We start from the raw sequence: 13,944 nt of genomic DNA, 5'->3' as shown, positions 1-13,944 counted from the left end.
GAGCGAGGCAGCCACCTTCGATGCGGTCGTGCCGGTGCGTTCGCTTCTGCAGCGCATCGAGCGCGCGCAAGCTGAGGGCGCTCCCAGGGTCGGTTTGCCGATGGAGGTCAACACGGCCACCTGGGCCGCGATCTCACCCCCGCGCGGCGGTTGGCAACAGCTCGGCGAGGTGTCGCCGACTCTGGTCGATGAGTCGGCGCGCGCCGGCATCCGGGATGTCGCCGCAGCTGTTCCGGACGGCGTCGGTGAGCAGATCGTGCGTCGCGTTCGCGCCGAAGTGTGGGGACGGCCGATCATCGGTGCCGAACACATCCCCTCCGGCGCTGCGTTCGCGGTGTTCGCGCTCGGCTTCCTCGGCGAAGACCCCGTGCGTGTCTACGAGACCGGCCCCTGGACGCGCCTTTCGACGCAGCGCGGGCATGTGCTCGTCAAGCGCCGCGCGTGGAACCTGCTGCGCTGACCTCACCCCGATGGTTGATAGCGCCGAAGGCGCGTGTCGAAACTGAGAGCGCAGCCGTCTGCTGTTTCGAGGGTGTCGCCGGTGAACCCCCCAACTCTCGGAATGAGATGCATCTATCGACGTCTCGACGACGAAGGGTCGGATTTCCGAGAGTTAGGACGGCGGGTGCAGAGGGCTTCGAGACCATCCCCGGCCGCGCGTAGGCGGGTTTCGACACGCGCCTTCGACGCACTCAACCACCGAGGGTTCGACGGCTCAATCACCGAGCTGGTCGGCGATCGCTCGACCAGCTTGCCTGCCCGTGAAGAGGCAGCTACCGAGGAAGGTGCCTTCGAGGGAGCGGTAACCGTGCACACCGCCGCCGCCAAAACCGGCGACCTCACCGGCCGCGTAGAGACCGGGAATCGGGGTCCCCTCGGCGTCGAGTGCGCGGGATGACAGGTCGGTCTGGATACCGCCGAGGCTCTTGCGGGTGAGCACGTGCAGTTTCACCGCGATGAGCGGGTGGTGGGCGGGGTCGAGGAACTTGTGCGGCTTGGCGACGCGGATGAGTTTGTCGCCGCGATAGCGTCGTGCGCCACGCAGGGCGGTGATCTGGGCATCCTTCGTGAAGGTGTTGTCGATCTCGCGGTCGCGCGCTTCGATCTCGTACTTCATCTCGAGGAAGTCGATCTCGACGTCGGGGGAGAGCGTCTTCATGCCGGCGAAGAGTTCGTCGAGGCTGTCGGCGACGACGAAGTCGGCGCCTTTCTCTTTGAACGCTTCGACCGCGTCGGTCGCGCCCTTGCCGAGCCGCTGCTTCAGGAGCTCACGCACGCTCTTGCCGGTGAGGTCGGGGTTTTGTTCGCTGCCCGAGAGCGCGAACTCTTTCTCGATCACCGACTGGGTGAGCACGAACCAGGAGTAGTCGTGGCCGGTGGAGCGCAGGTGTTCGAGGGTACCGAGCGTGTCGAATCCGGGGAACAGCGGCACCGGCAGGCGACGCCCGGTGGCGTCGAACCACAAGCTCGACGGCCCGGGCAGGATGCGGATGCCGTGGTCGGCCCATACCGGCGTGTGATTCTGGATGCCTTCGACGTAGTGCCACATCCGGTCGCCGTTGACGAGGCGCGCGCCGGCGTCGTGCGAGATGCCGAGCATCCGACCGTCGACGTGAGCGGGAACACCGCTGAGCATCGTCGTCGGGGGAGCGCCGAGCCACTCGGGCCAAGCCTCGCGCACGAGGTCGTGGTTGCCGCCGATCCCGCCGCTCGCAACGATCACCGCCCGCGCTTCGAGCGTGAACTCGCCGACGGGTTCACGGGACGACGCCTCGCCGCGCGCGACATCCGACGGTTCGAGGATGCTGCCGCTCGCCCCGGTGACGGTGCCGTCGGTGACGGTGAGGGCATCCACGCGGTGCCGGAACCGAATCTCGACGAGCCCCCTGTCGACGCCGCGTTGCACCGCTTCGATGAACGGCTCGAGAATGCCGGGGCCGGTGCCCCACGTGATGTGGAACCGCGGTACCGAGTTGCCATGCCCGGTCGCCGTGTATCCGCCGCGCTCAGCCCATCCGACGATGGGGAAGAACTTCACACCTTTCGACGCGAGCCACTCGCGCTTCTCGCCGGCGGCGAATGCGAGGTAAGCCTCCGCCCACTGACGGCCCCAGGCATCCTCGTCGTCGCGGTCGAACTCGGCGCTCGCGAACCAGTCCTGGCGGGCGAGCTCGTGGGAGTCCTTGATGCCCATCCGTCGCTGCTCGGGGGAGTCGACGACGAAGAGCCCGCCGAACGACCACCAGGCCTGCCCGCCGAGACCCGATTCGGGCTCCTGGTCGAGCACGATCACCCGTTTGCCGGCCTCGACGAGTTCCGCCGTGGCGACGAGTCCGGCCAACCCGGCTCCGATGACGATCACGTCGGTGTGCGCAGTCATGTGGCCCCTTTCCCTGACTTCTGAGGCTAGCCGTCCAGCCCCGGTCCGGGGCTCATCCTCGCGTATGAATGCTGACTATTCGTCGAACGTGTTGACCATCGCGTGGGCCGCCCGTTCCAGGTAGTCCCACAGCATGTTCTCGTGGAGCGGCGAAAGCCCCAGGCCGTCGACGGCGACGCGCATGTGACTCAACCAGCGGTCGCGGGCATCCGGGTTGACCTTGAAGGGGTTGTGGCGGATGCGCAGCCGCGGGTGGCCGCGTTCCTCGCTGTAGGTGCCGGGCCCACCCCAGTACTGCTCGAGGAACCCGGTGAGCCGCTGGATCGCGCCCTCGAGGTCGTCGTGCGGGTACATCGGCCACAGCACCTCATCGGTCTGCACCCCGTCGTAGAACGCCCGCACGAGCTTCTCGAAGGTGGGTCGTCCGCCCACCTCGCGCCAGAAGTTGCTGCCGACAGGCTCTCCGCCCGGGCCGTCCCGCAACAACAGGTCGTTCACTTCTTGCCTCCGGCGGCCGGCGGTCGGGGCGACGACTGCTTGACGACACCCGGGATGACGGGAGTGTCGTTCGCTCCGCCGGCATGCGCCACGCCGGCGGTGGCAACACCAAGCGCAGGCACGCGGATTCCCATGCCATCGAGGGTGCGCTTGACGCGCGCACGCAATTCGCGCGCGACGTCGTCTTTCGCCCCGCTGCGCGTCTTGACGACGAGCCGCAGGATGATCGCCTCCGCCGAGATCGACTCGATGCCCCAGATCTCGGGCTGCTCGATCATGAGGCGCTTCCACTTGCCGTCGGCGCGCATCTCGACGCCCGTTTGCAGCATCCGCTCCTTCACCGCGTCGATGTCGGCGTCGTAGGGGATGGCGAGATCGAGGATGACGCGCGCCCAACCTTGCGACATGTTGCCGACGCGCAGGATCTCGCCGTTGCGCACATACCAGAGGGTGCCGTTCACGTCGCGCACGGTCGTCACCCGGATGCCGACGGCTTCGACGACGCCGGTCGCCTGGCCGAGGTCGACGACATCGCCGACCCCGAGCTGGTCTTCGGTGACGATGAACAGGCCGTTGAGCACGTCGCGCACGACGTTCTGGGCCCCGAAACCGAGGCCGGCGCCGAGGGCGGCGGTAATGAGCGAGAAAGCGCCGGTGGCATTGGGGTCGATCGCCGAGACGATGAGCACGAGCGATACGAGGATGACGACGGTCGTGACGGTGCTCGACAGCACCCCGCCGAACGCGCGGGTGCGCTGCACGATGCGCATCGCGGCAACCGGGGATGCCTGCAGCGCCGCGGTGTCTTCGACGTTCTGCTTCTTCTTCACGCCGCTGATGACGCGATTCACCACCCGGCGGATGACGAGCTGCAGCACGAGCCGCACCAGAGATGCGACGACGATGATCGTGAGGACCCGCGCGGGCACGCCGAACGGCCCCGCATAGAACGCGATCACTACTGCCCAGAACTCCGCCATGCTTCCATTCTCCCGGGTGCGCCCTGGGTGCCGCCCGCGCCCTCGTGCCAACCGAAAGCTCGTGTCAAGAATGCTTGACATCACATCGGGATGTCTTTAAGGTCGAGGGTGTCAAACATTGTTGACATCCACCCGGATGTGTGTCGCGGCTGCCGCCGTCTGACCCTGGAGGAGATCCGTGTCTTACGAAGAGAAGAACGCGTGGGTGTTCGGCTTCATCGCCCCCATCGGCTACCTCGTCTATGTCGTGCTCGTGCTCACCCAGGCGGGCGAGCGACCCCTTGATGAGGCGAACTACGTGGGGCCGATGCTGGGCACCATCCTCGGGGCGATCGTCGTCGGCATTCTCGGCGGCATCGTGGTCGGGATGTTGTCGGGCAAGGATGCCGGCAAGTCGGATCAGCGCGACAAGCAGATCAACCGATTCGGTGAATACATCGGCAGTGCGTTCCTCGTGATGGGCGCGCTCGGTGCCCTCGTGCTCGCCTGGTTCGAGGTTCCGCACTTCTGGATCGCCAACGTGCTGTACCTCGGCTTCGTGTTGCAGGCGATCCTCTCCACGATCGCCAAGCTGGTCGCTTACCGGCGGGGGCTGCACCAGTGGTGAAGCCGACGAGGGTCACCAACGGCATCCGAGCGCTGCGCTTCGCGGCTAACGAGATGACGCAGGCCGATCTCGCGGAGCGCATCGGCGTGACCCGTCAGACCGTCATCGCGATCGAGCAGGGCCGCTACTCGCCGTCGCTCGAGATGGCGTTCCAGATCGCCCGCGTCTTCGGGGTCGGCCTCGACGACGTCTTCAGCTACGCACCCGAGGATTCACCAACCGGCGGCTAGGCGGAGCGATCCCTTTGCTGGGCGGTGAGGGCTCGCTCCACTCCGGCGAGGTTCTCGATCACGAGGCGGCGCAGGGCCGGAATGTCGGGGTGGGCGTCGAGCCAGGCGGTGGTGGCATCCACGAGTTCTTGTGACGCGAGCGGCGTCGGGTAGAAGCCGAGGATGACGTACTCGGCGATCTTGTAGGAGCGTTCCTTCCAGATGCGGTCGAGCGCCTCGAAGTACGGTGCCACGAGCGGCTCGAGCGCCGACGGTTCGTTGACGTGGTGGTACCCGCCGCCGGAGGAGCGCAGCACGACGTTCGGAATCGTCGCATCGGTGAGCGCCGCATCCAACGCCGCCTTCTTGTCGCCGGTCGCGCGGGCGCGGGCCACGGCTTGCTGCCCGTTCGCGGTCATGTCGGTGTCGAACTGGGCGACGATCTCGGCTTCGCCGGCTTCGCCGAGCAGCACGAGCCCTTCGAGCACCTCCCACTGCAGGTCGGTGTCGATCTCGAGTCCCTCGAGCTTCACCGAGCCGTCGAGCAGCGCCTTCAGGGTCGCCGCGTGGGCAGCTGTCGACGGGATGTTGGCGAAGAACTTCACGAACTGGAACTGCGCGTCGCTGCCGGCCTGAGCCGACTGCGCGAGCTCCCACAGGGCATCCCCGACGCGTTCGATCGTCGCGGCCCGCTTCTCGGGCGCGACGTAGAGCCGGGCCACCTGGGTGAGCTGGGTGAGCGACAGCCGCATCGTCGTCGACTCGGTCTCGGTCGCGATGTTGCCGAGCACCAGGTCGACGTAGTCGCTCGACGCGACTTCGGCATCCCGGGTGGCGTCCCACGCCGCACCCCAGACCAGCGCGCGGGCGAGCGGGTCTTCGATGTCGGCGAGTTTGTCGATCGCGAACTCCCACGAGGCGTCGTCCATGCGGATCTTCGCGTAGGCGAGGTCGTCGTCGTTGAGCAGGATGAGCGCCGGCCGTTTCATGCCGACGAGTTCGGCGACCTCAGTTGAGGCGTCGGCGTCGATGTCGAGTTCGAGGCGGTGCGTGCGCACGACCTTCGGCGACAGGTCACCCGTGACGCCGGTGTTCGGCGCGCCGTCGACGATGTCGTAGAACCCGATCGCGAGGCGGTGCGGGCGGATGGTCGGTTGTTCGACGATCGCGGTCTGCGTGATCTCGAACCGCGTGATGACACCCTCGTCGTCGACCTCGACCAGAGGCTTGAGCGTGTTCACGCCCGCGGTCTCGAGCCACAGCTGCGACCACGAGGTGAGTTCGCGGCCCGAGGTGATTTCGAGTTCGCGCAACAGGTCGGTGAGCTCGGTGTTGCCGTACTCGTGCTTTCTGAAGTAAGCCCCGACGCCCGCGAAGAACGCGTCAACTCCGACCCAGGCGGCGAGCTGCTTGAGCACCGACCCGCCCTTGGCGTAGGTGATGCCATCGAAGTTGACTTGCACGTCTTCGAGGTCGTTGATGGTCGCGACGATCGGATGCGTGCTGGGGAGCTGGTCTTGTTTGTAGGCCCAGCTCTTCTCCATCGCCTGGAAGGTCGCCCAGGCTTCGGTCCACTCGGTGGCTTCGGCCGTGGCGATCGTCGATGCCCACTCGGCGAACGACTCGTTGAGCCACAGGTCGTTCCACCACTTCATCGTCACGAGGTCGCCGAACCACATGTGTGCGAGTTCGTGCAGGATCGTGACGACCCGGCGTTCCTTGATCGCGTCGGTGACCTTCGAGCGGAACACGTAGGTCTCGGTGAAGGTCACGGCTCCCGCGTTCTCCATCGCGCCGGCGTTGAACTCGGGCACGAAGAGCTGGTCGTACTTCGCGAACGGGTACGGGTAGCCGAACTTCTCTTCGAAGTACGCGAAGCCCTTGCGGGTGATGTCGAAGATGTAGTCGGCGTCGAGGTACTGCATGAGCGACTTGCGCGCGTATACCCCGAGCGGGATGACCCGGCCGCTGCTGCTGGTGAGCTCGCTGTGCACCGACTCGTAAGGGCCGGCGACGATCGCGGTGATGTACGACGAGATGCGCGGGGTGGTCTCGAAGGCGAAGACCCTCTTGCCCTCGGCCGCCTCGGGTGTCGGGGTGGGGGAGTTGGAGACGACGACCCAGTTCTCGGGCGCGGTGACCGTGAAGGTGAATGTCGCCTTGAGGTCGGGCTGCTCGAAGACGGCGAACACCCGGCGGCTGTCGGGCACCTCGAACTGTGAGTAGAGATAGACCTCACCATCGACGGGGTCGACGAAGCGGTGCAGGCCCTCGCCGGTGTTGGTGTACGCGAAGTCGGCGTCGACGACGAGGGTGTTGGATGCCGAGAGCCCGGAGAGGCTCACGCGGGCGCCGTCGGCGGTGGCGACATCCAGCTCGGTGCCGTTGAGGGTGATCGCGTGCACCTTCGCAGTGAGGGCATCGATGAAGGTGGCGGAGCCTTCCGGGGCGTCGAACACGACGGTCGTCGTCGACCGGAAGGTCTCCGGTCCTGTGGTCAGATCGAGCTGGACGTCATACGACGTGACCGAGACGAGCGACTCGCGCTCCTGGGCTTCGACACGGGTGAGGTTCTCTCCAGGCATCCGTCCACGATACGGGAGGGCCGTGGCCTCAGGGGTCCTGACGGGGTGCGACGAAGGCGAGCACCGGGTCGGCCACGCGGATCTGGACGGCGTCGCCCTCGCGCAGCGAGACCGGTGCGGCAAGGCGCGCCGAGATCCGGATGCCCGGGTCGGCGACGAGGTCGAGGTCGACGAGGGCGTCGTGCCCGAAGTAGTCGACCGACACCACCCGCGCCGGGGTTCCTGGCCCCTCGACGATGCGCACCTGTTCCGGTCGAAGCAGAACCGTGACCGCCCCGACAGCGGGATCGACGAGCCGCAGGTCGCCGATCGCTGTCGTCACCCGCGATCCCTCACCGCGCCCGGGAAGCACGACCGCTTCCCCGACGAACTGACCGGTCCAGAGGTCGACGGGGCGCTGGTAGACCTCCTGGGGCGAGCCGATCTGCCGCACCCTGCCGTCGCTCAGCACGATGAGCCGGTCGGCGATCGAAAGCGCTTCGGTCTGATCGTGGGTGACGAGGATCGCGGTCGTCCCGGTCTCGGCGAGAGCCCGGCGGACTTGCTCGCGGACTGCTGCCCGCAAGGTGGCGTCGAGCGCCGAGAACGGCTCGTCGAGCAGCACGACTTCCGGCGAGGGGGCGAGTGCGCGCGCGAGGGCGACGCGTTGTGCTTGGCCGCCAGAGAGCTCGTGGGGGTAACGACTCGCCAGCCCGGGCAGCTCGACGAGTTCGAGCAAGTCGTCGACCCGCCGGCTGCGACGGATGTGCTTGCTGAGCCCGAAGGCGACATTCTCGCCTACCGTCAAGTGCGGAAAGAGGGCGCCGTCTTGCGGAACGAGTCCGACTCGGCGGCGTTCCGGTGGGAGGCCGCGGAGGTCGCGACTCCCCGATCGAATGGCTCCGCTGACCGTGCCGTGCAGCCCGGCGATGCAGCGCAGCAGGGTGCTCTTCCCGCTTCCGCTGGGCCCGAGTACGGCACCGAGCGTTCCTGTCTCGATCCGGAGCGAGACATCGTGCAGCACGCGCTTGCGCTCACGACCGTCGCCGACCTCGGCGCTCAGCGAATCGACGACGAGGCTCATGGGCGGTCTCCAGAACGAGCGAGGAAGAAGGCGGGGATGCTCGCGACGATCACCAGCGCGATCGCGTACGGTGTCGCGGCTCCGTATGCGGCGATCGCTGTCTTCTGCCACAGCTCGGTCGCGAGAGTCTCGATACCGATCGGTCGCAGCATCAGCGTCGCGGGCAACTCCTTCATCGCGGTCACCGCCGCGAGCAACCCGCCCGCCGCGATGCCCGGAATCGCGATCCGCGCCGTCACCCGCCACCAGGTGGCGAGGCGGCCGAGCCCGAGCGTGCGGGCCGCGTCTTCGAGCGCCGGGGGAACGTTCCGGATGGCAGAACGCGAGGAGCCGAGTGCCTTGGGAAGAAACAGCACTCCGTAGGCGAAGACGAGGGCGAAGACCGTCTGGTAAAGGGCAGGGGCGACGGCGAGCGTGAAGAAGACGAGCGAGAGACCGACGACGACGCCGGGGACGACGTGTCCGAGGTAGGCGAACGATTCGAGGATGCCGCCGACGAACGAGCGATAGCGCGCGGCGAGGGTCGCGATCGGCAGGGCGAGCAGCACCGCGATCGCGGCGCCCGCCAGCCCGAGCCCGAGAGTCGACGCGGTGCTTTCCGCGAGCCGGGGCCACTCGAGGTCGCGATCCACGCCGAGCGTGAGCCGGATTACCAGAGCGCCGAGGGGAATCCCGATCGAGAGGGCCGCGGTGACGACGAGTCCGGCGATCGCGGCGGCCCGAGTGCGCGCACCGGCAGTGGCCAAGGTGGGTTCGGCCCCCGTCGCGGCGACGGCGCGGGCGGCCCGTCGCCGCATGAGCTGCTCCCCGGCGACGAAGACGAAGGCGAGCGCGACGAGTACGGCCGACAACGCCGCTGCAAGCACGCGATCGAGGCTGCCCTCGAAGGCGGCGTGTACGCCCCAGGTGAGCGTCGGGTACCGCAGGAGCGAGACCGCGCCGAAGTCGGCGAGCGTATAGAGCGCAGCCAGGAGTGCGCCCGCGGCGGCGGCCGGGGCGATGCGGGGGAGCGTGACTCGCAGGAGGACGCGAGCCGGGTTGGCGCCGAGCGTGCGGGCGGCATCCGCGTACCGCGAATCCGCCATGGTCAGGGCGGCGGCGACGGGCAGGGTCACGTAGGGCGCGCACGCGAGCGTCAGGATGGCGGCGGTCGGCCAGAAGCCGGAGATGCCGGGCCAGGTCGCGACCCACGCGAAGGCGGCGACGTAGGACGGTATCGCGAGGGGGAGAGTTGCCAGCGCGCGCCAGAGCGCAGGTGCGGGGAGTTTCAGTCGGGTGATGGCCCACGCGGTGGGGACGCCGATCAACAGGCACCCGACAGCGACGGTCACCGAGAGTCCGAGCGAGTTGGCGGCGAGCTCGAGGGTACGGGCGCGCCAGAGGGATGCGATGAGCCGCTCCGGGTCGGATTGGGAGAGCCTGAGCACGAGATAGCCGAGCGGGATGGCGGCGACGAGGGCCGGCAGTGTCGCGGCGACGACCAACAGCGCGGGAGGCCGACGGATCGTCCTCCCGCGCGGCGGGCCGTTGCGGGTGAGGGTCAGAGGAGTCCGACCTTCTCCAGCAGGGCGATCGTTCCGTCGAGATCCGCCAGGTCGGCGTAGTCGAGTTCCGGGCCGCGGATGTCGTCGAGCGCGGGCGCATCCGCAGGGGCGGGACCGCCCGGGATGACCGAGTACTCGGTCGTCTGCGAAACGAAGTAGTCCTGTCCTTCGACGGAGAGCAGGTAGCGCACGAACTCGAGGGCCTCGGCATTGTCGGCCGACGGGGTCAGGATGCCGGCGCCCGTGACGTTGACGAGTGCGCTCGCAGTGCCGGGCTCACCGTAACGAAGCTGGGCGCGCATGTTCTGCGCTCCCACTTCGGCCGCCTGCTGGAACCAGTAGTAGTGGTTGATCAGCCCGACATCGATCACACCCGTGTTGACTGCTTCGAGGATGGCACCGTTGCGCGGGAAGATCTGGACGTCGTTGGCGACGAGCCCACGCAGCCAGGCCTCCGCGGTGTCTTCGCCTTCGAGCACGCGGAGTGCTGTGACGAACGACTGGAAGGAAGCGTTCGTCGGAGCGATGCCGACCTGACCACGCCACTGCGGGTCGGTGAGATCGAAGACCGTTGTCGGCACCTCGTCTTCGGTCAGCTCTTCGCCGTCATAGGCGATGACGCGCGCCCGCCCGGTGAGTCCGACCCAGGTGCCGTCCGTCGAACTGTATTGCGGGTCGACGGTGTCGAGGATGTCGTCGGGGAGTTCGGCGAGCAGGCCCTCAGCGCTCAGCGCGCCGAGCGCACCCGGCTCCTGGGAGAGGAACACCTGGGCGGGAGTGCGATCTCCCTCTTCGAGGAGCTGCGCGGCCATCTCGATGCTGTTGGCGTAGCGCACCTTGATCGTGATCCCGCTCTCGGCCTCGAAGGCGTCGAGGAGCGGGCCGACGAGTTCCTCATCGCGACCCGAATACACGACGAGGGACCGGTCGTCGGGTTCGGGTGCGACGGGACTCGTCGTACAGCCGGCGAGGATGAGGGATGCCGTGATGGCCACGAGGAGGAACCTTGGGCGCGGGGAACGCATGGATGCAAAGCCTTTCCAGGGGAGGGATGCGCGAAGTGCGACAAGGTAAGGCTAGCCTAATTGGGACGAGCCGTGAGCCTCCATGGAATGCTCAGCCGGCGACGAGCTCCCGCACCACAACCGGAGGCTCGGGAGCGCTCAACAGCTCTTCGACGTCGGTGATCGCGTCGCGCAACAAAGCGACCAGCAACGTTTCGGCGTCGTCGACGCAGGCCTCTGCGATGCCCGTCACGGCGAGGGTGACGGCCGCGGCGCACCCCGAGCGGCGCAGGTCGCGCTCGCGAACCGGATGCCGATGCAGGTGATCGAGCGCCCACCTTTCGGCATGCGGAGCCGCATCGAGCGCCGTGCGGGCCGTCGCGCGCACTTCGGTCGCCGTGCCCGCGGGAAGCAGCTCGGGCACAGCGAGGAGTGCGCCCGCGAGTGCCTGTTGACGCCCCGCGCTCGCAACCGGCAGCGCGCCCGCCGCGGCGCGAACCGCGATGACCGGGGCGAGCAGACGGTGGTCGCCGCGCAGCCCGATGACGCGCGGGATGTCGGGGGCGATCTCGCTTCGCCGGGCGTCGCTGAGCTGATCGTTCACCGCGCGGGCGAGGTGCGCGAGCAGCGGATCGGTGCATTGCGGCGAGTCGCTCCACGACTCGCCCGCGAGATAGGAGGCGAACTCCATGAAGCAGGCGCCGGTCTTTGCCGACCGGTGCCGTCCGCGCGAGAGCTGCGGCATCCCGTCAGGAATGGTGTGGATCTCGATGATTCGCATCCCTGTTCCTTTCCTCGACAACCCGGCCGAGAAGCGACGACGGGGTCCAGGGCGACCCCGCCGTCGCGATCAGGGGCGCCGGCTTGGTTGGATCCGGCGCGTTGCTGTGATTCTGCTCCCGCCATCGGGGTCTGGCAAGGGTTCGGATCAATAAGCTGGCGGCACCATGCGCATCCATCTGGGTACCGACCACGCCGGCCTTGAGTTCAGCACCGACCTGCAGCACTATCTCGCGGCGCAGGGTTACGAGGTCGTCGACCACGGACCCACCGACTACGACGCGCTCGACGACTACCCGAGCTTCTGCATCAACGCCGCCCGCGCGGTCGTGCGCGACGAGCAAGACGGCGTCGCCGCACTCGGGGTTGTGTTCGGCGGCTCGGGCAACGGCGAGCAGATGGCGGCGAACAAGGTGCACGGCATCCGCGCCGCGTTGGTCTGGAGCCGCGCGACTGCGGAACTCGCCCGCGAGCACAACGCCGCGAACGTCATCGCAATCGGCGCCCGCCAGCACTCGTTCGATGAGGTGAAAGAGTTCATCGACACCTTCATCCTGACGCCGTTCTCGGGGGAGGAGCGGCACGCCCGCCGCATCGCGCAGCTCGCCGAGTACGAGACGACCGGCGCGATCTCCGGGCGCGAGATCGTCTAACGATGCCGGAGGGGCGCCCCGTTGCCTGAAGGACATAGTGTCCACCGGATCGCGCGGCAGTTCGCGCGGTCATTCACCGGCCCGCCGGTGACGGTGTCATCGCCGCAGGGGCGCTTCACAGCCGGCGCGGATCGGCTCGACGGGCACGCCATCCTGCAGGCTCGCGCGGTTGGCAAGCAGATGTTCCTCGAGTTCGACCACCACTTGTGGCTGCGGGTGCATCTCGGGATGTACGGGGCGTGGGATTTCGCGGGCGACATCGCGGTCGGTCCCATTTCTCCAGCGGAACGCGGCGGCCGCGTGGTCGGCGCCAATGAAGACTCGCCGTGGTCGATCGGTGCCCCGCGCCGCACGCGGCTGCGGATGGCGGAATCCGAAAGACTGCAGCCCGAAATCGACGTCTGGCCGCCCGAGCCCATCGGCCAGGTGCGGGTGCGGCTGCTGACCCCGGTCGCCGTCGCCGACCTGCGCGGCCCAACGGCGTGCGCCGTGCAGACGGTCGAAGAGGTCGACGCCACGATCGCGAAGCTCGGCCCCGACCCGCTCGTCGACGGAGAGGCCGGTGAGGATGCCTTCGTCGCAAACGTACGGAAGCGCAACGTCGCGATCGGGCAACTGCTGATGGACCAAGAAGTCGTGGCCGGCATCGGCAACGTCTACCGCGCCGAACTGCTGTTCCGCGCGCGGCTCGACCCGTACACGCCCGGCAAAGACATTCCCACCGACGTCGCCCGCGAGCTCTGGCGCGACTGGACCTACCTCCTCGGAGTCGGTGTCGAGACCGGTCAGATGTTCACGATGGACGGGCTCGAAGGCGACGAACTCGAACGGGCGAAAACATCCCGGGACGACCGCCACTGGGTCTACCACCGCACCGGCGAGCCGTGCCGGGTGTGCGGTACCCCCATCGCGATGGCCGAGTTGGTCGGTCGCCGCCTCTACTGGTGCCCGAAGGATCAGGTCTGACATGAGACACACTCCCCACTACCTGCTCACCGACCCCGCCGAGGTGAAGCGCCTCATCCGCCGCAACCCGTGGATGACGTACGTCTCACCGGCATCCACCGGTCTCGTCTCATCGCACTACGCGACCCTGCTCGAGGAGACCGACGACGACTCCATCGTGCTCGTCAGCCACTTCGGTCGTCCCGACGAGGTCGCCCACGAACTCGGCCAGCACGAAGTGCTCGTCGTCGTACAGGGCCCGCACGGGTACATCTCGCCCAACTGGTACGCGGAAGGCGACTTCGTACCCACCTGGAACCATGTCACCGCTCACCTCTACGGAGTGCCCGAGATCCTGAGCGATGACGAGAACTTCCGCATCCTCGGTGACCTCGTCGACCACTTCGAGAAGAGGATGCCGACGCCGATCTCGCTCGACATCGACGAAGAGAAGGCTCGCCGCATCGCCCGCGGCACCGTCGGCCTGCGCATCCGCGTGACCCGCTTCGACGCCCGCGCGAAGCTCTCCCAGAACAAAACCCCCGAAGTGCGCGAGTCGATCATTGCGGCGCTCGACGGCGACGGGCCGTACTCGGATGCCGCGCTCGCCGCCGAGATGCGACGGCTGGAGTGATCCTTCGTAACGTCTTCGACCTGCGCGGGGTACTGGACGCCGTCCGCGAGTCAAGAGCGGGG

The 13,944-nt window shown here is 67.8% G+C and carries 13 protein-coding genes and 1 pseudogene; 6 read left to right on the top strand and 8 right to left on the bottom strand.

Annotated elements, in window-relative coordinates:
• Positions 1–460: pseudogene (locus RMO30_RS00515) on the top strand (hypothetical protein); the annotation flags it as partial.
• A 255-nt stretch (positions 461–715) separates the two neighbouring features.
• Here the strand turns inward: RMO30_RS00515 and RMO30_RS00510 are convergent.
• The 3 genes from RMO30_RS00510 to RMO30_RS00500 form a co-directional block, all read right to left on the bottom strand.
• Positions 716–2,380, bottom strand: coding sequence for an FAD-binding dehydrogenase (locus tag RMO30_RS00510; protein WP_309708058.1), 1,665 nt, complete (start codon positions 2,378–2,380; stop codon positions 716–718).
• A 75-nt stretch (positions 2,381–2,455) separates the two neighbouring features.
• Positions 2,456–2,869, bottom strand: a complete 414-nt coding sequence (locus tag RMO30_RS00505; protein ID WP_309708060.1) for a globin — start codon at positions 2,867–2,869, stop codon at positions 2,456–2,458.
• A gap of 5 nt (positions 2,870–2,874) precedes the next feature.
• Entirely contained in the window at positions 2,875–3,858 is a 984-nt protein-coding gene (locus tag RMO30_RS00500) for a mechanosensitive ion channel domain-containing protein (protein WP_309708055.1), read from the bottom strand.
• A 178-nt stretch (positions 3,859–4,036) separates the two neighbouring features.
• On the opposite strand from RMO30_RS00500, the gene RMO30_RS00495 reads away from it, so the two are divergent.
• Both RMO30_RS00495 and RMO30_RS00490 read left to right on the top strand, forming a co-directional pair.
• The gene (locus RMO30_RS00495) at positions 4,037–4,465 is read left to right on the top strand and encodes a hypothetical protein (RefSeq protein ID WP_309708052.1); all 429 of its coding nucleotides are present in this window, start codon (positions 4,037–4,039) and stop codon (positions 4,463–4,465) included.
• Complete coding sequence (locus tag RMO30_RS00490; protein ID WP_309708049.1) at positions 4,459–4,695, top strand: helix-turn-helix transcriptional regulator; 237 nt, start codon at positions 4,459–4,461, stop codon at positions 4,693–4,695. Before RMO30_RS00495 ends, RMO30_RS00490 begins: the two co-directional genes overlap by 7 nt.
• Here RMO30_RS00490 and pepN read toward each other — a convergent pair.
• The 5 genes from pepN to RMO30_RS00465 form a co-directional block, all read right to left on the bottom strand.
• Positions 4,692–7,259 (bottom strand): aminopeptidase N, encoded by a 2,568-nt coding sequence (gene pepN / locus RMO30_RS00485; protein ID WP_309708046.1) that lies wholly within the window; start codon positions 7,257–7,259, stop codon positions 4,692–4,694. The two genes, RMO30_RS00490 and pepN, sit on opposite strands and share 4 nt — an antisense overlap.
• Positions 7,260–7,287: 28 nt before the next feature.
• On the bottom strand, positions 7,288–8,322 hold the full coding sequence (locus tag RMO30_RS00480; protein WP_309708043.1) for an ABC transporter ATP-binding protein: 1,035 nt from the start codon (positions 8,320–8,322) through the stop codon (positions 7,288–7,290).
• Entirely contained in the window at positions 8,319–9,806 is a 1,488-nt protein-coding gene (locus RMO30_RS00475) for an iron ABC transporter permease (protein WP_309708040.1), read from the bottom strand. The genes RMO30_RS00480 and RMO30_RS00475 overlap by 4 nt, the downstream gene beginning before the upstream one ends.
• Before the next feature lie 56 nt (positions 9,807–9,862).
• Positions 9,863–10,891, bottom strand: coding sequence for an iron ABC transporter substrate-binding protein (locus RMO30_RS00470; protein WP_309708039.1), 1,029 nt, complete (start codon positions 10,889–10,891; stop codon positions 9,863–9,865).
• Positions 10,892–10,982: 91 nt separating this feature from the next.
• Entirely contained in the window at positions 10,983–11,651 is a 669-nt protein-coding gene (locus RMO30_RS00465) for a hypothetical protein (protein WP_309708036.1), read from the bottom strand.
• Between the two features lie 166 nt (positions 11,652–11,817).
• On the opposite strand from RMO30_RS00465, the gene RMO30_RS00460 reads away from it, so the two are divergent.
• From RMO30_RS00460 to RMO30_RS00450, 3 genes are read left to right on the top strand one after another with little or no spacing between them, the layout of a single operon-like run.
• Entirely contained in the window at positions 11,818–12,303 is a 486-nt protein-coding gene (locus RMO30_RS00460) for a ribose-5-phosphate isomerase (protein ID WP_309708034.1), read from the top strand.
• 21 nt (positions 12,304–12,324) lie between these two features.
• Positions 12,325–13,269 (top strand): DNA-formamidopyrimidine glycosylase family protein, encoded by a 945-nt coding sequence (locus RMO30_RS00455; RefSeq protein ID WP_309708032.1) that lies wholly within the window; start codon positions 12,325–12,327, stop codon positions 13,267–13,269.
• A 1-nt stretch (position 13,270) separates the two neighbouring features.
• Positions 13,271–13,882: an FMN-binding negative transcriptional regulator gene (locus RMO30_RS00450; RefSeq protein WP_309708027.1), complete on the top strand. Its 612-nt coding sequence runs from the start codon at positions 13,271–13,273 to the stop codon at positions 13,880–13,882.
• The last annotated feature ends 62 nt before the right edge of the window (positions 13,883–13,944 follow it).

The organism is Pseudolysinimonas sp., assembly GCF_031389465.1.
Lineage (GTDB): Bacteria > Actinomycetota > Actinomycetes > Actinomycetales > Microbacteriaceae > Pseudolysinimonas_A.
Note: the sequence above shows the minus strand (reverse complement) of the source record. Positions and strands in the feature narration are given on the sequence as shown.